21 protein-coding genes and 1 other RNA gene are annotated in these 17,589 nt (G+C 56.7%); 14 read left to right on the top strand and 8 right to left on the bottom strand.

The features are described from left to right. Positions 1 to 3: 3 nt before the first annotated feature. The 5 genes from lipB to ACR2TX_RS07210 are packed head-to-tail and all read left to right on the top strand — an operon-like array spanning position 4 to position 4,470. The gene (gene lipB / locus ACR2TX_RS07230) at positions 4 to 651 is read left to right on the top strand and encodes a lipoyl(octanoyl) transferase LipB (protein ID WP_077732603.1); all 648 of its coding nucleotides are present in this window, start codon (positions 4 to 6) and stop codon (positions 649 to 651) included. Then, positions 644 to 1,621 (top strand): lipoyl synthase, encoded by a 978-nt coding sequence (lipA, locus tag ACR2TX_RS07225; RefSeq protein ID WP_168175541.1) that lies wholly within the window; start codon positions 644 to 646, stop codon positions 1,619 to 1,621. Before lipB ends, lipA begins: the two co-directional genes overlap by 8 nt. A 28-nt stretch (positions 1,622 to 1,649) precedes the next feature. After that, a complete protein-coding gene (locus ACR2TX_RS07220) occupies positions 1,650 to 2,861 on the top strand; it encodes a carboxynorspermidine decarboxylase (RefSeq protein WP_434131675.1) in 1,212 nt (403 codons plus the stop codon). Between the two features lie 47 nt (positions 2,862 to 2,908). Further along, positions 2,909 to 3,478 carry a C40 family peptidase gene (locus ACR2TX_RS07215; RefSeq protein WP_086133764.1) on the top strand — a complete coding sequence of 190 codons (570 nt, stop codon included), beginning with the start codon at positions 2,909 to 2,911 and terminating at the stop codon, positions 3,476 to 3,478. Beyond that, positions 3,475 to 4,470 carry a zinc-dependent alcohol dehydrogenase family protein gene (locus ACR2TX_RS07210; protein WP_434131674.1) on the top strand — a complete coding sequence of 332 codons (996 nt, stop codon included), beginning with the start codon at positions 3,475 to 3,477 and terminating at the stop codon, positions 4,468 to 4,470. Before ACR2TX_RS07215 ends, ACR2TX_RS07210 begins: the two co-directional genes overlap by 4 nt. Before the next feature lie 64 nt (positions 4,471 to 4,534). Here ACR2TX_RS07210 and rpiA read toward each other — a convergent pair whose 3' ends face one another. Continuing rightward, complete coding sequence (rpiA, locus tag ACR2TX_RS07205) at positions 4,535 to 5,191, bottom strand: ribose-5-phosphate isomerase RpiA (protein ID WP_086133766.1); 657 nt, start codon at positions 5,189 to 5,191, stop codon at positions 4,535 to 4,537. A 122-nt stretch (positions 5,192 to 5,313) separates the two neighbouring features. Here rpiA and ilvA point away from each other — a divergent pair, with 122 nt between their 5' ends. Next, positions 5,314 to 6,843: a threonine ammonia-lyase, biosynthetic gene (ilvA, locus tag ACR2TX_RS07200; RefSeq protein ID WP_086133767.1), complete on the top strand. Its 1,530-nt coding sequence runs from the start codon at positions 5,314 to 5,316 to the stop codon at positions 6,841 to 6,843. Positions 6,844 to 7,367: 524 nt separating this feature from the next. Here ilvA and ACR2TX_RS07195 read toward each other — a convergent pair. Next, positions 7,368 to 7,826, bottom strand: coding sequence for an EVE domain-containing protein (locus tag ACR2TX_RS07195; protein WP_077732608.1), 459 nt, complete (start codon positions 7,824 to 7,826; stop codon positions 7,368 to 7,370). Between the two features lie 135 nt (positions 7,827 to 7,961). On the opposite strand from ACR2TX_RS07195, the gene ACR2TX_RS07190 reads away from it, so the two are divergent. Together ACR2TX_RS07190 and ACR2TX_RS07185 are read left to right on the top strand one after the other, a co-directional pair. After that, positions 7,962 to 8,093 (top strand): hypothetical protein, encoded by a 132-nt coding sequence (locus tag ACR2TX_RS07190; protein ID WP_276205425.1) that lies wholly within the window; start codon positions 7,962 to 7,964, stop codon positions 8,091 to 8,093. Positions 8,094 to 8,114: 21 nt separating this feature from the next. Beyond that, the gene (locus ACR2TX_RS07185) at positions 8,115 to 8,684 is read left to right on the top strand and encodes a Uma2 family endonuclease (RefSeq protein WP_077732610.1); all 570 of its coding nucleotides are present in this window, start codon (positions 8,115 to 8,117) and stop codon (positions 8,682 to 8,684) included. 56 nt (positions 8,685 to 8,740) lie between these two features. Here the strand turns inward: ACR2TX_RS07185 and ACR2TX_RS07180 are convergent, their stop codons facing one another. The 4 genes from ACR2TX_RS07180 to ACR2TX_RS07165 all read right to left on the bottom strand — a co-directional run bounded on the left by ACR2TX_RS07180 (position 8,741) and on the right by ACR2TX_RS07165 (position 10,182). Continuing rightward, positions 8,741 to 9,343 (bottom strand): 5-formyltetrahydrofolate cyclo-ligase, encoded by a 603-nt coding sequence (locus tag ACR2TX_RS07180; RefSeq protein ID WP_077732611.1) that lies wholly within the window; start codon positions 9,341 to 9,343, stop codon positions 8,741 to 8,743. Between the two features lie 80 nt (positions 9,344 to 9,423). Further along, positions 9,424 to 9,609, bottom strand: a non-coding RNA gene (ssrS, locus tag ACR2TX_RS07175) — 6S RNA. A 61-nt stretch (positions 9,610 to 9,670) separates the two neighbouring features. Continuing rightward, on the bottom strand, positions 9,671 to 9,970 hold the full coding sequence (locus ACR2TX_RS07170) for a cell division protein ZapA (RefSeq protein WP_077732612.1): 300 nt from the start codon (positions 9,968 to 9,970) through the stop codon (positions 9,671 to 9,673). After that, on the bottom strand, positions 9,970 to 10,182 hold the full coding sequence (locus ACR2TX_RS07165) for a TIGR02449 family protein (protein ID WP_205780892.1): 213 nt from the start codon (positions 10,180 to 10,182) through the stop codon (positions 9,970 to 9,972). Before ACR2TX_RS07165 ends, ACR2TX_RS07170 begins: the two co-directional genes overlap by 1 nt. 115 nt (positions 10,183 to 10,297) lie before the next feature. Between ACR2TX_RS07165 and ACR2TX_RS07160 the strand changes: the two genes are divergently transcribed. The 3 genes from ACR2TX_RS07160 to ubiH are packed head-to-tail and all read left to right on the top strand — an operon-like array spanning position 10,298 to position 13,350. Next, entirely contained in the window at positions 10,298 to 10,834 is a 537-nt protein-coding gene (locus ACR2TX_RS07160) for a UPF0149 family protein (protein ID WP_077732614.1), read from the top strand. 12 nt (positions 10,835 to 10,846) lie between these two features. Continuing rightward, positions 10,847 to 12,163, top strand: a complete 1,317-nt coding sequence (gene pepP, locus ACR2TX_RS07155; RefSeq protein ID WP_434131672.1) for a Xaa-Pro aminopeptidase — start codon at positions 10,847 to 10,849, stop codon at positions 12,161 to 12,163. Beyond that, complete coding sequence (gene ubiH, locus ACR2TX_RS07150; RefSeq protein WP_077732616.1) at positions 12,160 to 13,350, top strand: 2-octaprenyl-6-methoxyphenyl hydroxylase; 1,191 nt, start codon at positions 12,160 to 12,162, stop codon at positions 13,348 to 13,350. Before pepP ends, ubiH begins: the two co-directional genes overlap by 4 nt. A gap of 14 nt (positions 13,351 to 13,364) precedes the next feature. On the opposite strand, the gene ACR2TX_RS07145 is transcribed toward ubiH, so the two are convergent. Further along, a complete protein-coding gene (locus ACR2TX_RS07145) occupies positions 13,365 to 13,763 on the bottom strand; it encodes a hypothetical protein (RefSeq protein WP_139841035.1) in 399 nt (132 codons plus the stop codon). A gap of 138 nt (positions 13,764 to 13,901) precedes the next feature. Between ACR2TX_RS07145 and ACR2TX_RS07140 the strand changes: the two genes are divergently transcribed. After that, positions 13,902 to 14,348 carry a hypothetical protein gene (locus ACR2TX_RS07140; RefSeq protein WP_077732618.1) on the top strand — a complete coding sequence of 149 codons (447 nt, stop codon included), beginning with the start codon at positions 13,902 to 13,904 and terminating at the stop codon, positions 14,346 to 14,348. A 49-nt stretch (positions 14,349 to 14,397) separates the two neighbouring features. Here the strand turns inward: ACR2TX_RS07140 and rsmI are convergent, their stop codons facing one another. Then, positions 14,398 to 15,267, bottom strand: a complete 870-nt coding sequence (rsmI, locus tag ACR2TX_RS07135) for a 16S rRNA (cytidine(1402)-2'-O)-methyltransferase (RefSeq protein ID WP_240506860.1) — start codon at positions 15,265 to 15,267, stop codon at positions 14,398 to 14,400. A gap of 37 nt (positions 15,268 to 15,304) precedes the next feature. Here rsmI and ACR2TX_RS07130 point away from each other — a divergent pair, with 37 nt between their 5' ends. Both ACR2TX_RS07130 and ACR2TX_RS07125 read left to right on the top strand, forming a co-directional pair. Beyond that, positions 15,305 to 17,200 (top strand): penicillin-binding protein activator, encoded by a 1,896-nt coding sequence (locus ACR2TX_RS07130; RefSeq protein ID WP_434131671.1) that lies wholly within the window; start codon positions 15,305 to 15,307, stop codon positions 17,198 to 17,200. Positions 17,201 to 17,210: 10 nt separating this feature from the next. Beyond that, positions 17,211 to 17,573 carry a YraN family protein gene (locus ACR2TX_RS07125; protein WP_077732014.1) on the top strand — a complete coding sequence of 121 codons (363 nt, stop codon included), beginning with the start codon at positions 17,211 to 17,213 and terminating at the stop codon, positions 17,571 to 17,573. Positions 17,574 to 17,589 lie beyond the last annotated feature (16 nt).

Genomic DNA, 17,589 nt, shown 5'->3' with positions numbered 1-17,589 from the left:
CCCATGAGCGACACAACCGAAGTCCTGCACCTGCGCAATCTGGGCCTTACAGAGTACGAAACCACTTGGCGCGCCATGCAAGACTTCACCGAGCAGCGCGACGAGGACACGCCGGATGAGCTGTGGCTATTGGAACATCATCCGGTCTATACCCTAGGGCTGAATGGAGATGTCCGGCACATGATTCGAACGACGGACATTCCCGTAGTGAAAACCGACCGCGGCGGGCAGATCACCTACCACGGCCCCGGCCAACTGATCGCTTATGTGCTGGTCGATCTTCGACGGAAAAACCTGGGAATTAGGCGCTTGGTCAGCACCCTGGAAAACGCGGTGATCGGCCTGCTCAAGCAGTATGGCATCACGGCCGAGGCGCGGCGAGACGCACCCGGCGTCTACGTCGACGGACGTAAAATTGCGTCGCTAGGTCTGCGCGTGCGCAAAGGTTGTAGCTATCATGGTCTAAGTCTTAACGTGAGTTCGGATCTGTCGCCGTTTTCGGCCATCAACCCATGCGGCTATGCAGGTCTCGAAGTCACCAGTCTGACCGCGCTCGATGTGGCGATTCAACCCCACGAGGCGGCCGCTCCATTGACTGTGGAAATCATGCAAACTTTGAATTACGAGCGAGTGGTCCCTATCCGTGGCTGACAAAGATTCCTATTTGGCCCCCTCCAGGCTGAGCCCCGACACCCATCAACGCAAAGCCGACAAGCTGAAGCGTATCCCGATCAAGGTGATTCCAAACGAGTCCCCTTTGCGCAAGCCTGCCTGGATACGCGTCAAGGCGGCGAGCGGCGAGAGCGTGAATCGGATCAAGCAGATCCTGCGCGAACAGAATCTCCATACGGTCTGCGAAGAAGCCGCTTGCCCGAATCTGTCGGAGTGCTTTGGCCACGGCACGGCCACGTTCATGATCCTGGGCGATATCTGTACCCGCCGCTGCCCATTCTGCGACGTGGCCCATGGCCGTCCTTCGGAGCCGGACCCCAACGAACCCGAACACCTCGCGGAGGTCGTTCGGCAGCTAAGGCTCCGATACGTCGTCATCACCTCTGTAGACCGGGACGACCTTCGCGACGGCGGCGCCGGTCATTTCGCCGCCTGCATCCAAGCCGTCCGCCATCGGAATAAGGACATCAAAATCGAGATACTGGTGCCGGACTTTCGCGGCCGGATCGATGCCGCGCTCGATCGATTGGCAGCGACGCCCCCCGATGTCTTCAACCACAATCTCGAAACCGTACCACGCCTCTACCGACAAGCACGCCCCGGCGCGGATTACCATGTATCTCTCAACTTGCTGGCCCGCTTCAAGCAGATTCATCCGGAAGTGCCCACCAAGTCGGGATTGATGCTGGGCTTGGGCGAAACGCTCGATGAAGTGAAACAAGTCATGGCGGACTTGCGCGAACACGGCTGCGATATGCTGACCGTCGGCCAATACCTGCAACCGAGCCGCGACCACTTGCCGGTAGCCCGCTACGCGACGCCCGAGGAATTCGAACACCTCGCCGAAACCGGCCGAAATCTCGGCTTCTCCGCGGTCGCCAGCGCGCCGATGGTGCGCTCGTCCTATCATGCCGATCTGCAGGCATCTACTGTGCTGGAAGATTATTGAGCCGTAACCCGCTTCTTCCCGCAGCACCTTGGATATCGAGCGCCTCAAAAATGCCCTGCCGGAAACCCCGGCCTTCGTCTATGACGAAGCGCGGATCATCCATACGCTTGACCTCCTGGACCGACTACGCGAAACCTCCGGCTTACGTGTGTTGTACTCGATCAAGGCATTTCCTTTCGCCGGAGCACTGCGCCTGATTCAGCCCAGAGTCGACGGTTTTTCGGTCAGCTCTCTGTTCGAAGCCCGCCTGGCCTCCGAAATTGTCGAAACGAGCGGTCATCCGCCTCAGAAGAGCTCTCTGCATATCACCACCCCGGGCCTCAGAACAAGCGAAATCGAAGAAGTCGCCGCACATTGCGATTTCATCAGCTTCAATTCTCTGGAACAGTTCGAACGGCTCGGACCGCACGTGGCCGGGCGGGCGAGCATCGGGCTGCGTGTCAATCCGCAGCTTTCGTTCCTCGCCGATGGCCGCTACGATCCTTGCCGGCCGTATTCGAAATTGGGCATTCCTGTCGATAATCTCGCCAGCATTCTGGATCGGAATCCGTCTTTAATGAGCGGTATTGCCGGACTCCATTTTCATACTTCGTTCGAATCGCGCTCCTTCGCTCCCCTGAAGTCAACTCTCGACCGGATCGAAAACGTGCTCGGCGGGTTTATGAACAGGCTCGAATGGATCAATCTGGGCGGCGGCTATCTCTTCGAAAATGGCGATGATCTGAACGAACTGTCCGAGTTGGTCGCAGCCTTGAAACGGCGACGCGACGTCGAGATCTATTTCGAACCGGGCAAGGCCGTCGTCGGTCGCGCCGGTTATCTCGTCGCGAGCGTTGTCGACCGATTCGAGCGGGGCGGCAAATTCATTGCCGTCCTGGATACGGGCGTAAACCACCTTCCGGAGATCTTCGAATATCAGAAGGTCCCTCCGGTTGCTGAACATCGGCCGGATGGGGCATTCGAATGCCTGCTCGTCGGCAGCACCTGCCTCGCCGGCGATGTCTTCGGCGAATATCGATTTCGCGAACCCTTGAGAGTCGGCGACCGTGTGGTCTTTCCCGATGTCGGAGCTTACAGCCTGATCAAGGCCAACCGCTTCAACGGTTACGATTTGCCCGCGATTTTCGCATCCGATCGTTATGGCCGAGTCAAGGCAATGAAGCGTTTCGGGTACGAAGACTACCGAACCCAATGGATGGCCTCCGAACCCGATCTTGCCGCCAATCGCAGCCGAGACTAAATTTAAGGCAACTTCGCCAGCCCGAATCAAACACCCGGAGCCAACACATGGAGTCGGCTATCTATCAACTTTTCCGCAAACCCGTCATTTCGCAACTGCTCGCACTAGCCGCCGTCTCGGTTCTGCTCGCTGGATGCGCCGGGACACGGGAAGTCAAGCGGACGGTCCATTTTCCCGCTTCGAACGAAGTGGCACGTTACGCCCTCAGCCTGCAAGGAGCACCCTATCGCTACGGTGCCGAATCGCCGCGGGAAGGATTCGATTGCAGCGGCTTCGTCAAATACGTCTATGAAAAATACGGCGTTCGCCTGCCGCGAACCGCTTATCAAATGGCTGCTGCGACCCCGCGTGTCGACAGCCGGAACCGACGACCCGGCGACTTGGTCTTCTTCAATACGACCGGACAGCCGTTCTCCCATGTCGGGATTTATATCGGTAACGATACATTCGTACATTCCAGCAGCGTAAAAGGGAAAGTGATCGTCTCCAGTCTTGAACGTCCTTATTGGCTGGAGCGCTTTTTGGGCGTACGCAGACCTTACCTCCCGGACGGTGCGTCAGTCGCCGCTAGTGCCGAGAGACACGAACTTAATCATCACAGGGTAGGAAAGCCATGAAAGCGATCTTGATGACGCAACCGGGACTGCCGGATCTGCTCGAACTGCGGGATATCGAAGAACTGGCCATCACCGAGCCCAGCCAAATCAAAGTCCGGCTCAGGGCGGCCGGGATCAATCCGGTCGACACCAAAATACGGCGAAACGGTCTTTTTTACCCAAATCCCTTACCGGCGGTGCTCGGCTGCGACGGTGCCGGAGAAGTGGTCGAAATCGGCGGAGCCGTGAGCCGATTCAACATCGGCGACTCGGTATGGTTTTGCCATGGCGGACTGGGCGGCGACCAGGGCAATTATGCCGAGTACACCGTGTTGGACGAGCGCTGGGCCGCTCCCATGCCGCAATCGCTCGATTTCGAACACGCCGCCGCAGCGCCCTTGGTATTGATTACCGCTTGGGGCGCCCTTTACGACCGTGGACGGCTACAAGCCGGCCAAACCGTTCTGATTCACGCCGCAGCGGGCGGCGTCGGTCATGTGGCGGTCCAACTGGCAAAACTCCGCGATGCGCGGGTGCTCGCCACCGTCGGTTCGGCGGAGAAAGCCGAACTCGCCAAGAACTGGGGCGCGGATGCGGCGATCGATTACCGACAGGAAGACTTCGCACAGCGCGTAAACGAGCTGACTGACGGACAGGGCGCGGATCTGGTGATCGACACGGTCGGACCCGATGTGTTCAGACATAGCATCGACTGCACCGCCCATTTCGGCGATCTGGTCACGCTGCTGGACCCGGGCAACATCTCTTTGCAAGAAGCGCGGATGCGCAATCTCCGGATAGGCTTCGAGCTGATGCTGACCCCGATGCTGCGCAACCTGCACGAAGCCCGCGATCACCACGTGGAAATTCTGCAGCAATGCGGCGAATGGATCGACCAAGGCGTGTTGGACATTCATGTCAGCCAGGTATTGCCGCTGGAAAAAGCCGCCGCCGCGCACGCCCTGATCGAAACCGGACATACCACGGGCAAAATCGTCTTGAAAATATCGTAGGGCGGGTTAGCCCTGAGCGTAGCAGTAGCGAAGGCGAAGGGCGTAACCCGCCAAAACAAGATGGCTAATCCAGCTTTCTAACGCCGCTTTCGCCGCCGAGAAGAACGATGTCCGCGCCGCGCAAAGCGAAAAGGCCGACGGTCACGACACCGGGGATGTTGTTGATTTCCCGCTCCATCTCCACCGGATTCAGGATGTTCAGATTGTGCACATCGAGAATCTGGTTGCCGTTATCGGTGATATAGTTTTCGCGCCACTGCGGTTGCCCGCCCAACTTTACGAGCTGACGGGCCACATAGCTCCGGGCCATAGGGATGACTTCCACGGGCAGCGGAAACTTGCCCAGGACATCCACACATTTGCTCTCGTCCACGATACAGACGAATTTACGGCTGGCCGCCGCGATGATTTTCTCCCGGGTCAAGGCTCCGCCGCCGCCCTTGAGCATCTGTTTGTGAGGATTGACCTCGTCGGCTCCATCGACGTAAACCTCCAATGAGCCCACGGCATTTAAATCCAGAACCGGTATACCGATTTTCTTGAGCTTAGCGGTGCTCGTCTCCGAGCTCGATACGGCACCTTCGATATCCTGTTTGAAATCGGCCAACAAATCGATGAAATGATTGACCGTCGATCCTGTGCCGATGCCTAGCACCGACACGCCCTTTACATAGTCTAGGGCGGCTTCCGCCACTTTCTTCTTAAGCTCGTCTTGGGTCATTTTCGTCGCTCCATCATGTGGTTACTTGAAAATTGCGGGATAATAGCGTGATCATGCCGGCGCTGTCATGCTTCATAGCGGTCCCGGCCGCGTTTCTCACTTGTATCTTTTAAGACTAAAAAATGATTCATAAGTATATCGAGCGCATTTTGCGCGCCCGAGTTTACGATGTTGCTTCGGAAACTCCCCTAGACTTCGCGCCGGGGCTAACGCGCCGCTTCGACAACTCGGTTTACATCAAGCGCGAAGACCTTCAGCCAGTCTTTTCCTTTAAACTTCGAGGCGCTTACAACAAGATCGTTTCACTGGATGATGCAGCAAAACGGGCCGGCGTAATCGCAGCCTCGGCCGGCAATCATGCTCAGGGCGTTGCGCTCTCGGCCCAGCGACTGGGCATCCGGGCGGTCATCGTGATGCCCTGCACCACGCCGGCCATCAAAGTGCGGGCGGTGCAGAATTTCGGGGCGGAAACCGTTTTGTTCGGCGATTCGTACGACGAAGCGTACGAGCACGCTATGAACCTTGCCGAAGAGCAAAAATTGAGCTTCGTCCACCCCTATGACGATCCCGAGGTTATTGCCGGCCAAGGCACCATCGGCATGGAAATTCTGAGGCAGCACACGGGCGACATTCACGCCATCTTCATCCCGGTGGGGGGCGGCGGATTGATCGCGGGCGTGGCGACTTACGTGAAATTCGTTCGCCCGGATATCAAGATCATCGGCGTCGAACCGGACGATGCGGATTGCTTGAATCGGGCGTTGAAGGCAAAACGCCGGGTCATCCTGAGACAAGTCGGACTGTTCGCCGATGGCGTCGCCGTGCGGCAAATCGGCAAGGAACCGTTCCACGTCGCACATCAATACGTGGATGACGTCGTTACGGTCGATACGGATGAGATCTGCGCGGCCATCAAAGATATCTTCGACGATACCCGATCGGTCGCCGAACCCGCGGGCGCTTTGGGTGTTGCGGGTTTGAAAAAATACGCATCGATGACCGGGGTGCGGGATCAGTGCCTGATCGCCATCGAAAGCGGGGCCAATATCAATTTCGACCGGCTGCGCCATGTGGCGGAGCGTGCCCAGGTTGGTGAACACCAGGAAATGCTCTTGGCGGTAACGATTCCGGAAAAGCCCGGCAGCTTTCTCGAATTTTGCCGCGTTCTAGGTCGGCGCAGCATTACCGAATTCAACTACCGCTATTTCGACGACAATGCCGCCCATATCTTCGCGGGCGTCGCGATCGCCAACGGCAGCCGGGACAGCGAGGAACTGATCGCACAACTGCGCGAACACGGCTTCACGGTTACCAATATGACCGGCAACGAATTGGCGGTGGAGCACATCCGCTACATGGTGGGAGGCCATGCACCGCGCCTGTTGGACGAAACCGTATACAGCTTCGAGTTTCCCGAACGCCCCGGCGCGCTTTTGAAATTTTTATCTTTTATGGGCGGACGTTGGAACATCAGCCTGTTCCATTACCGGAACCACGGTGCTGCATTCGGGCGGGTGCTGATGGGAATTCAGGTACCGAAGACGGAACGGCGAGCCTTCAAGGAATTTCTCGACGCCATCGGCTTCGCCTATCGGGAGGAGACGGACAACCCGGCGTATCGACTGTTCGCAGGCGGAAACGCGACCTCTTGATTTCCTTTGCTTCACCGCAACATGGTGGCAAGATCGAAGAGATAGCCCGAACGCCTCATCATTTTTCGGCTTTCGCGTCTTCACGGCAAAAGAAAGTTACATTAAACAGCTCTGCTCGCTGGGATTGGACAACCGTGTATTCGTACCCGAGCTTGAGAGCGTTGCGCGAACTGGTGCCGTTTCCCCGGGGTGCCTTTTCGCTTGGGTCGACGGGAATCTCAATTCGGTCGATTTCTATGCCGAATGGGAACTACCGGGCCGGGAGGTACCGGAAAAAATCTATTACTCCGAATTTCTTCACACCGACCGCATCGTCGAGGTATTCCACGATCTGGCATATGTTCGGCGCTGCAGCCGGTCATTCGGCAGAAACGGACGATCAGGCTTTCCAGAGCGATTACCTCAAGCACGATTTCTATCATCTGATTTCTCGTCCCGCCCAGACACACCATTGTTTTCGGGTACGGCTGGAGAAGACGGCAAGCCATATCATATCCCGGCACAAAGGCATCCAGTGGGAGTGTTTATTCCAGCGACAAAATATACGTCCACTGCGCCTCGGTAACCGGCATGACGGACAGCCGGTTGCCGCGGCGAACGAGCGCCAGACCGTCGAGTTCCGGCCGGTCTTTTAGTTCGCTTAAAGTGATAGTGCGTTTGAGCTTGCGGACGAACTGCACATCCACCATAAACCACCGCGGATCATCCGGCTTGCTGCCGGGATCGTAATGCTTGTTATCGGCGTCAAACGCGGTGAAATCCGGATAGGCTTCACGCGAAATTTTCGCGATGCCGACGATGCCCGGCGTATCGCAATTAGAATGGTAAAAAAACACCAGGTCCCCCACTTTCATTTCATCGCGCATCATATTTCGCGCCTGATAATTGCGCACGCCGTCCCAGTGCTCGATCTGATGAGGCCGTTTCTCCAGGTCGTCGATGCTGAACTCCGAAGGTTCGGATTTCATCAACCAGTAACGCATCTGTCTTCCCCCCGCGAAAAGTAATTTCTCAATAACGTTATTAACTACAGCATGTTAGCGGAAGTGGCCGTCTTAAAACATCCTGACGCGGCAGCAAAAACCCCATTGTTCACGCGAAAAAGAGATCTGTGGAAAATGGCTGCTGTAGTCCGCCAGCATGGTCCGACGCTGCTCGAATTTCCGTCCCAGCGGCCCGTCGAACATTGGGAGGCCGATACAGCGGGGACTCAACTGTTGGTCGAGCCGGTGGATAATGACTATGTTTGACGTAAAGAACGGAGGTAACTGATGTCCGCCGTAATTCAGGAATCGAGCCCGTATGAGCGCTTGCTGGCGCTGCCGGAAAATCTGGTCGGAGAAATCATCGGCCGAGAACTGTACACCCAGCCCGGCCGAGCCGGGCCTCATGCTTCAGTCGCCCCTGTGCTCGGGATCGATATCGGTTCAGCCTATCATCGCGGCCGGGGCGGTCCGGGCGGTTGGTGGATCATCGATGAGCCGGAATTCCATTTCGTCCGCGATACCGAAGTGCTGGTCCCCGATATCGCCGGTTGGCGCCGCGAGCGCATGTCGAGCTTGCCGGAAGACCATCGCTTCGAGGTGGTTCCGGACTGGGTGTGCGAAATCCTTTCGCCGACGCCCCAGAAAAAGGATAGGGTCACAAAAACGAGAGCTTACGCGCGCTACGGCGTAGCGTTTTTGTGGCTTGTTGATCCCCTGGCGCGGATTTCGGAAACCTATGCCTTGGCCGACGGGCAGTGGACCGTAACCGGCTTATACCAGGACCACGACGAAGTTTCCGCTGCACCCTTCGAGGCCGTCACGATCGCCCTCAGCGACCTGTGGGCCGGTTCCTGACCACCTCTTTTCGTCCCGCCTCCAGCGCGTCAGCCGCTGCCACATTGCACTTTATCTTAACGACAGAGGTCGTCGAACAGGTAATAAGCCTCTTCGGTAATCACGCCATTCAGCGGCACATCCCAAGGCTGCGCCGGTATTTGGTCCCATTTCTGGCATTCGAACGCCAGGCCGATGAGAATCGGCGTGCGCGGTTGATTTGCATTCTTAAGATAAGCGAACGTACGGTCGTAATAGCCGCCGCCCATACCGATGCGGTTACCGAAAAGATCGAAAGCCACCAGGGGAACGAACGCCATATCCAGCATCCACGGCTCAGTAATCGTATCTTCCCCGATAGACGGCTCGGGAATCCGAAATTTATTCGGAGTCAACGCCGTGCCCGGCCCGTAATGCCCGAACCATAGCGAACGCTGGGGCGACGAACGGAGAATCGGTAGGTAACACGCTTTGCCACATGCCCACAAGCTCTCGATAATAGCCTGGGTTTCGACCTCGCCGTCGTTACTGAGATAAGCCGCGACATGCTGGCCGCGTTCGGCAATCGGCGATGTAATGAAGCGTTCCGCGATGCGGAGACTCTTCTTACTAGCCAATACGAGCGGCATGCTTTGTCGAAGAGCTCGACTCTGGCGCCGGATATCCGCCGGAAGATTCATTCAGATAGATCGGATGAAACTGGCGAGTGCATATTCGCACATCCAGCAAAGGGAGTTCCTCTAGAACGAGGAGAAGTGAAGTATTCCCCGCCTGCGCCGTAAACCGCTTTCGCCCTTGAACCGGAAGGTTCAGGTGGGAGCGTAGGAACGGCGAATTAGGCTTTCCGCTCGGAGCGGACTTGCGCACATCGCTCGTTCGATGGTTCCCGGGGTTTTAGATTAGGCTCAAGAAGTAACCCAGCTGCTTTCGCACGCCGCAGGGAATACGTGAATCAAATTCTACTAGGTCGACAAATTGATGCAATACGTATCAGCGCCGAAACAGCTTTAATCCGTATCCAGGGCTGCGTCTAGCCTTTCGTGCAGCGACGAAAAGCGATCCCGCAAATCCTGCGATAACAATTTGTTCTGCTGTTGCGCTTGTAATAGCTCATGCGCGATATTCAGCGCTGCCATCACGGCAATGCGTTCGGTGCCGATCACGCGGCCGGTACCGCGTATTTGACGCATTTTTTCATCCAAATAACGTGCTGCAATCAAAAGATCGTGCTGTTGGTCTTCAGGGCAGGAAATAGGATATTCCTTGCCGAGGATCTGAACTTTAATCGGCGGATTCATTTCGCTCATCATTCGTGTCCTATGGATTTCAGGCGGGAAATCATCGCTTCAACGCGACTCTTCGCCATCTCGGTTTTATCGGATAGTTGCACCCGCTCTCGCATCCATTCGTCTAACGTGGACTTCAGCACCTGATTTTCATCACGTAGCCTTTCGCACATGGCGGCCAGTGAATCGATCTTATTTTCCAATCGTACTAGCTCGGCATCCAAATCAAACATATCGGCTATCATGATTTTGGAGCCTTAAAGATGGGGTTAAACTTCGGTGCTAGCTTTCGATCCGGCTATTCGAAGTGTTAGCATAAAGAATTAGAGCAGGGTCGACAAGGCTGGAATGAGCAACGATTTATCCTATCAGAATGTCCAGGACGTCGTCCTGAACAACGACTCGGCGGCTAGCGCAGCCGAAGTGCATGGGGTGCTATCGGGATTGCTGTGTCTGAACAGCCAGACCGATTGCGATCAGTGGCTGGAAGCCGTTTTCGGCGAAAGCAGGACCAACCTTAACCCGGCGGAACATGCCTTGCTTTCGGCGCTGTGCGAGACGACTCGGCACCAATTGGACGATTTCGACTTTTCGTTCGAGTTGCTGCTGCCGGATGACACGCTCCCCCTGAGTGACCGCGCCAATGCTTTGGGAGAATGGTGCCAAGGTTTTTTATACGGCCTCGGTTATCGATCGGATGGTGCCGACTGGCCGGGAGAAAGCACCGAAGTCCTCCACGACCTTCTGGAAATCTCCCGCCTGAGTCCGGATTCCGCCGGAGAGTCGGACGAAGTGGCTTATGCCGAGATCACGGAATATGTCCGCATCGGCGTACAGTTGATCCGTACCGAATTGCAACAGCAACCGCCCTCGCGACTTCACTGATATTGCAAACTCATGCTTCAACCGAGCGAATTCAAACAGCGCCGTAAACAGCTAGCGCGCCGTATCAAGAAGAAAAGCGTAGCTCTGATCGCGAGTGCGTCTGCGAGCGTACGCAACCGGGATGTGGAATATCCGTATCGTCAAGACAGCGATTTTCATTATCTGACCGGATTCGACGAACCCGAAGCGGTGGCCGTCTTCGCCCCCGGCCGAAAACAAGGGGAGTACATTCTTTTTTGTCGCGAATTCGATCGTGAAAAAGCGATCTGGACCGGAAGGCATGCCGGGCTCGAGGGCGCTCGCAACGCATTCGGAGCGGACGAAGCATTCCCCATTGATGAACTGGACAAGGTTTTGCCCGGCCTTCTGGAAAATCGCGAGCGGGTTTATTTCCCCATCGGGCACGATCCGAAGATCGATCGTCAGGTGTTTTCCGCGGTAAACAACGTGCGGGCGAAAGTCCGTACCGGCGTGCGTGCGCCGTTCGAGTTTGTGTCGCTGGAGCATCTGCTTCATGAGCAGCGCCTGATCAAAACGTCGCATGAAATCCAATTGATGCAGAAGGCCGCCGAGGTTTCGGTACGCGCTCATAAACGCGCGATGTCAGTCTGTAAACCGGGAAAGTACGAATATGAAATCGAAGCCGAGTTGCTCTACGAATTCACCCGGCATGGCATGCGAGCGCCTGCCTATCCTTGCATCGTCGCAGGAGGACACAACGCTTGCGTACTCCATTACACCGAAAACAAGGACGTACTGAAGGACGGCGACCTTCTTCTGATCGACGCCGGGGCAGAGTATGAAAACTATGCTGCTGACATCACCCGTACTTTTCCCATCAATGGAAGATTCAGCGAAAGTCAGCGACTCCTTTACGACTTGGTTCTGGAGGCCCAACTCGACGCAATCGAGCAAGTGCGTCCGGGCAACCGCTGGAATGCGCCTCACGATGCTGCCGTACACACCTTGACCAAAGGGCTGGTCAAGCTGGGTTTGTTGGAAGGGCGGGTTTCGAAGCTGATCAAGGACGAAGCCTACAAGAAGTTCTATATGCATCGAACCGGCCACTGGCTGGGCATGGACGTGCATGATGTCGGGGAATACCGGAGCGATGGCGAATGGCGTTCGCTGGAGCCCGGAATGGTATTGACGGTGGAACCCGGCCTTTATGTCGCGCCGGACTGCCATGACGTAGATCCCAAATGGCGCGGCATCGGCATCCGAATCGAAGACGATGTTTTGGTCACCAAAGACGGTTGTGAAATCCTCACGGCCGGACTGCCCAAAACGGTAGCGGAAATCGAAGCATTCATGGCGAATCCCGAATGAACCACGATTTCGATCTATTGATCGTGGGCGGCGGACTGGTCGGAGGTAGTCTCGCTCTGGCCCTGCGGGACGCGCCGCTTCGCGTGGGAATCGTCGAAGCGCTGACGGAAACCCAACGACAGGCCCTGACGGCCGGCGATCGCGCCTTGGCCCTAGCGCGAGGCACGGTCCAAATTCTCGACCGGCTCGGCGTATGGCAAGACGTGGCGCCCAAAGCCATGCCCATCCGTCATATCCATGTCTCCGATCGCGGCCGTTTCGGAAAAACGCGGCTGCATGCTCTTGAAAAAGGAGTCGACGCGCTGGGCCATGTCATCGTCGCCCGAACGCTGGAGGATCGCATTGCTCGGGAACTGCGCGGACTCGATGCGGAGCTGATATGCCCGGCGAGGGTCATCGGTCTCAAAGCAGGCCCGAATGGCGTGTGCGTCACCCTCAAGAAAGGCGAGGAGTGCCTCAATCTCACGGCCGCTCTGGTGGTTGCCGCCGACGGCGGAAATTCCACAGTGAGAAGGCTCCTGGGAATAGAACAAAACGTCCGGGACTATGGACAGACGGCGATCGTGACTGAAGTCAGCACGGAGGCAGATGTGAACTTCACGGCTTACGAGCGTTTCACGACCGCCGGCCCGTTGGCCCTGCTGCCCTTGGAGCGCAAAAAATGCTCGGTGGTCTGGACGATGAAGGATCAGGAGGCCGACGAACTCTTGAGTGAATCCGACGCGAACTTCACCGCAAACTTGCAGTCGGCATTCGGTTATTGGCTAGGGAAAATTCAACTGGCATCGCGACGGCAAGGTTTTCCGCTCAAGCTGATCCGGGCAGAGAAGATGGCGGACGACCGTGTCCTCTTGATCGGCAACGCGATGCATCAGGTTCACCCCGTTGCCGGTCAAGGCTTCAACTTAGGTCTCCGTGATGCGGCATCCCTGGCGGAGCGATTGCTCACCAAACTGGCGTTCAACGAAGATATCGGCGAAAAAGCGTTCCTCGATCGTTACGCCCGAGCCCGGCAGAGAGATCTGGCCAATACGATCCATTTTACCGACGGCCTGATACGGGCGTTCTGCACCGATTTTCCACCCTTCGCCTTGGCGCGTAATGCCGCCATGATCGCCCTGGATTGCTTCCCGCCGGCGAAGCGCTTGCTGGCTCGTCACGCGATGGGATATGGCTTTAGATTTTGAACGCTTGAATCACGCTATTCGAATTTTGGAAAAGAGCTATCCAATAGCCACTGCTTTTTTTCGACGTCAAAATGCCATTTTTGCTCGTCGGTCAGACTTTTTTCCACGAGCCGCTCATTATCGATATAGCGAATCTCGACGGTTTGCAGCACGATTGTCCCCTCGTTCTGCACCTTCCGGAATACTGAATCGTAGCCGGTAACTTTTATATTTTTGAGCGCCTTGAAATCAGGCGCCCGTTTCTGTTTGTCGGTCTGAAAATCCCAGGCTTTTTGGAAAGCTCCCCATCGAATAGCTGAACCATAGCTGTTCAGTGCCTCCTCCATTTTCATCACCCTCATGTCGTGGGCGCATGCTACAAGCGCAAAACTTAAACCGATCCATATTGTCCTGAAAACGCGATCTCGAGCCATAGAAGTACCCCAAATTAATAAATGATAAAAAGGCGCGAGGCAGGACTTTGACTTCGGCGTGACGCTGCGAGAGCTTTTGACATCAATGTTGCAGCGAGATTATATAATGTTCGCCCCCAATACTTTCGGAGATAAACAATGAAAATACTAGCCGGTCTTTTTCTGGCATTGCTTGCCGTCATTTACTTTCTGCCCGCGTTTATGTCGCGGTCCGACGAAATCAACGGGACCTCGCGGGAAGCGGTTTATAAATCGGCAATCCAAGTCAAACGCTACCTCAATACGGACGAACGCGTTTTGTTCGATACCGCCTTGGGAATTTTAGACAAAATCAAATCGGAAGAAGGACCGGATGCCTTCGTCAACACCGTGGACGGAAAGACACCCGACGAAGTCATCGAAATGGCGAAGCAAGAGGTCAACACCAAGATTGCAGCCGGCCATCCCGATTTCAAGCAATACACCTCGTGGGACGATATGATTCAGAAGCTGACCAATGGTAATGGAAGGAAGCCGTCCGCTCGTCCCAATGCCTCTTCCGATCACTCCTTACGCGACTCCGAGCGTCCGGATCGTCCTCAATAAATCGGCTCAAAGATCGACCTCCACTCACAGTTTCGCTAGACACGGCTAGTCAATCGGTCTTACGCCACTCTTCAGTCAATCGGAGCGCCGTCCGGTAAACCGTTTCCCGACGCGCTCCGGTGATCTTTACGGTCAAGGACACTGCCGTCTTGACCGAACAGTCCTCGAGCAGAATCCGCAATACTCGTTCCTCATCCACGGTAAGCCCTTCCGTCCTGCCGAGATCGGGCGCGCCTTCCAGTACCAGGACGAATTCCCCTTTTTCCATATTCGGATCGCTTTCGAGGAGCGAGAGCGCCTCGCCGACCCGTGTATCCACTATCGTTTCGAATAGCTTGGTCAACTCTCGGGCAATGACCAATCGCCGATCAGACGGAAAAATCGCCGTGATGTCCGCTACACTTTCGAACACGCGATGACTGGATTCGTAAAAAATCAGCGTTCTCGAATCATTCCGCAGGACCTCCAGGCTGGCCTTGCGCGCCGACGATTTTCGCGGCAGAAATCCCTCGAAGGCAAAACGGTCGGCGGGGAGGCCGGACGCCGAAAGGGCTGCGATGAGAGCACATGGCCCCGGAATCGGAACGACGCGAATACCTGCGGCCCGAACCGCCCGCACCAGGGGAAATCCGGGATCGCTGATCAGCGGCGTTCCGGCATCCGAGATAAGGGCAATGGACTCGCCCCGCTGCAAGCGTTCGACCAGCCGCAGCGAAGCGACATCCTCGTTATGCTCGTGGAATGCCGCGGTCGGCGTGGAAATCCCGTAGTGGTCCAGAAGCGGCCGGCTATGCCGGGTGTCTTCGCAAGCGATGAGATCGACTTGCTGCAGAACGTCGATGGCGCGGAACGTAATATCCCTTAGATTGCCGATGGGCGTCGCTACTAGGTATAGTATGCCGGGTTCTGTTTGCCTCACTATCAAACTCCTCGCTTTCTCGAACGGAATCCCGCCTATGTCTCTATTGATCCGCCTCTGTCTCGCTCTCCTCATACTGATGGCAGCCGCTTGCGCCCGCGACACCACCAGACGCGGAGCCATGGATGCGCGCGCCGCGCAGGCCGAAAGCCTGCTCCAGAGCGGCGACTCTGCAGGAGCGATGAGATTATTTCAGCAGCTCGCGGAAACGTCGGGCGATCCCGATTACTACCGGCTTCGAGCCGCCGATTCGGCTCTCCGGGCGGGCGATGGAAGAACGGCGAAACGGCTGGCCGATGCCGTCGCTCCCGACGAACTGGAGACCGTGGACCGGTACGATTACACGCTTCTGCAAAGCAGACTGGATCTCAACGTGGGCCGAGCACGGGAGGCCTTGGGCAAGCTCGATAACCTGCTCTCAGGGCGGCTGGAGCCGTCGCAAAAGGTGCATTATCACACACTGCGCGCTTCGGCTTATAACCAACTGGGCAACATGCTGGAAAGCGCCAGGGAGCGTGTCAGGCTCGGCCAACTTCTCACGCGTCCCGACGCTGTGCAGAAAAATAATGAGGCCATTTATGACGCGCTGAGCCGGATCCCCGAAAAAGTCCTGACCGCCATGCAACCTCCCCCGCCCGATATATTGGGCGGCTGGATGAATTTGACCCAGATCGTCAAGTCCACGCCTCCGGCCGGATTGAACACGGAATTGGCCAAGTGGCGGATTCGCTTTCCCGGACATCCCGCCGACGGGGCATTCCTGCAAGGGCTATTGAGCCAGCGTCAAAGCCCGCCTCCGGGCCTGGCTCAAACGGGAACGACACCGCCTACGGCAGCCGCGCCCGGCTCCGGAGCGTTCATTGGCGTAATGCTGCCTCTGTCAGGTTCCTATGCTCCCGCTGCCCAGGCCCTGCGCACGGGCATGCTTGCAGCCTACTATGCGGATACCAATACCGCAAAGCCGCCTTTGCGGTTCGTCGACACCCAGTCGGGAGACATCTATCAGCTCTACCGGAAATTCGCCGATGGGGGCGCGAAAGTGATCGTCGGCCCCTTGATCAAGGACGACGTGGCCGTCTTGGCCAAAGTGGGGGATTTGCCCGTCCCCGTCCTAGGACTCAACCAAACGCCGGAGGTCAGCAATGACCGGGTCTATCAGTTCGGCCTCACCCCGGAGCACGAGGTCGAGCAAGCAGCCGGGAGCGCCTGGTTCGACGGACGTCAGAGTGCACTGGTGCTGGCGCCGGCGAATCAGTTCGGCCAGCGCATGATCAAGCACTTTGCGGCCTATTGGAACCAGCTCGGGGGGAACATTCGTGCGATCAAGACCTATCCGTATCACGGCGAGGATTTCACCGCCTCGGTAAGAGAACTGATTTCCGCGGCACCTTCTGCCACGCATGCCCAGCTTTCCTTCCCGACCGTTCCGTCGGTCACCAAACAAGGCGCGGATTTCATCTTTCTCATCAGCGACGCCCGCGATGCTCATCTGATTCTGCCTCAGATCGCCTTTCACAATGGCGAGCATCTCCCGGTCTACGCTACCTCTCACGTGTACGGCGGCAGGGCCGACTCGGAAGCCGATCGAGATTTGAACGGACTGATTTTCTGCGACATTCCGTGGTTACTCGATCCGGCCGAAAGTGGTCCACTGTCCCATCAAGCGCTGAGCAAGCAGATTCAACAAACGCCGTCGGATTACCTGAGACTTGTCGCGCTGGGGATCGATGCTTACCGTTTGCTTCCGGAACTCGAACGATTCAAGACAGAACCGCAGTTTCGGTACACCGGCGCGACCGGCACGCTCTCGCTGGGCACCGGCAACCGCATTCAGCGCCAGCTCCATTGCGCCCAATTTGAAGACGGAGTTCCGCAACCACGGGGAATCGCACCGCTTCTGAAACCGGGCGATAGTGCTCCGGGGCTCCGGTAAAGGCGCTGAAATGACCACCCTTGGCCAGGCCAAAGGGCGTATCGCCGAGGAAGAAGCGCTGACTTTTTTGCAGACCCATGGCCTGCGGCTGATAGAGCGCAATTACCGCTGCCGATACGGTGAAATCGATCTGATTATGGAAGACGGGTGCGCCATCGTGTTTGTGGAGGTCCGCTATAGGGGAAGTATCCAGTTCGGCGGTGCACTGGAGAGCGTGGATCGGCGCAAGCAAGCAAAGCTGTTGGCAAGCGCCGCCCACTTTCTTCGGGAAAAGCGGATGGATCGGCCGGCTCGTTTCGATGTGGCGGCGCTGGCCCCCGCAAACGGCGGGCTTGCTGTAAAATGGGTGAAAGATGCTTTTCAGGCGACTTAACCGATTTTAAGGTTTT

It is taken from the genome of Methylocaldum sp. GT1BB, assembly GCF_051027545.1.
Lineage (GTDB): Bacteria > Pseudomonadota > Gammaproteobacteria > Methylococcales > Methylococcaceae > Methylocaldum.
This window is presented reverse-complemented; position numbering and strand designations above follow the sequence as displayed.

Excerpts from the sequence above, each read along its gene's own strand:
- ACR2TX_RS07190 (WP_276205425.1), top strand. The coding sequence starts at position 7,962 with ATGGCTGCTGTAGTCCGCCAGCATGGTCCGACGCTGCTCGAATTTCCG.
- ACR2TX_RS07195 (WP_077732608.1), bottom strand. The coding sequence starts at position 7,826 with ATGCGTTACTGGTTGATGAAATCCGAACCTTCGGAGTTCAGCATCGAC.
- ACR2TX_RS07180 (WP_077732611.1), bottom strand. The coding sequence starts at position 9,343 with ATGAATCTTCCGGCGGATATCCGGCGCCAGAGTCGAGCTCTTCGACAA.
- ACR2TX_RS07145 (WP_139841035.1), bottom strand. The coding sequence starts at position 13,763 with ATGGCTCGAGATCGCGTTTTCAGGACAATATGGATCGGTTTAAGTTTT.
- ACR2TX_RS07210 (WP_434131674.1), top strand. The coding sequence starts at position 3,475 with ATGAAAGCGATCTTGATGACGCAACCGGGACTGCCGGATCTGCTCGAA.
- rpiA (WP_086133766.1), bottom strand. The coding sequence starts at position 5,191 with ATGACCCAAGACGAGCTTAAGAAGAAAGTGGCGGAAGCCGCCCTAGAC.
- ACR2TX_RS07140 (WP_077732618.1), top strand. The coding sequence starts at position 13,902 with ATGAAAATACTAGCCGGTCTTTTTCTGGCATTGCTTGCCGTCATTTAC.
- ilvA (WP_086133767.1), top strand. The coding sequence starts at position 5,314 with ATGATTCATAAGTATATCGAGCGCATTTTGCGCGCCCGAGTTTACGAT.
- ACR2TX_RS07130 (WP_434131671.1), top strand. The coding sequence starts at position 15,305 with ATGTCTCTATTGATCCGCCTCTGTCTCGCTCTCCTCATACTGATGGCA.
- ACR2TX_RS07165 (WP_205780892.1), bottom strand. The coding sequence starts at position 10,182 with ATGTTTGATTTGGATGCCGAGCTAGTACGATTGGAAAATAAGATCGAT.
- ACR2TX_RS07160 (WP_077732614.1), top strand. The coding sequence starts at position 10,298 with ATGAGCAACGATTTATCCTATCAGAATGTCCAGGACGTCGTCCTGAAC.
- ACR2TX_RS07125 (WP_077732014.1), top strand. The coding sequence starts at position 17,211 with ATGACCACCCTTGGCCAGGCCAAAGGGCGTATCGCCGAGGAAGAAGCG.
- ACR2TX_RS07170 (WP_077732612.1), bottom strand. The coding sequence starts at position 9,970 with ATGAGCGAAATGAATCCGCCGATTAAAGTTCAGATCCTCGGCAAGGAA.
- ubiH (WP_077732616.1), top strand. The coding sequence starts at position 12,160 with ATGAACCACGATTTCGATCTATTGATCGTGGGCGGCGGACTGGTCGGA.
- lipB (WP_077732603.1), top strand. The coding sequence starts at position 4 with ATGAGCGACACAACCGAAGTCCTGCACCTGCGCAATCTGGGCCTTACA.
- ACR2TX_RS07215 (WP_086133764.1), top strand. The coding sequence starts at position 2,909 with ATGGAGTCGGCTATCTATCAACTTTTCCGCAAACCCGTCATTTCGCAA.
- ACR2TX_RS07185 (WP_077732610.1), top strand. The coding sequence starts at position 8,115 with ATGTCCGCCGTAATTCAGGAATCGAGCCCGTATGAGCGCTTGCTGGCG.
- pepP (WP_434131672.1), top strand. The coding sequence starts at position 10,847 with ATGCTTCAACCGAGCGAATTCAAACAGCGCCGTAAACAGCTAGCGCGC.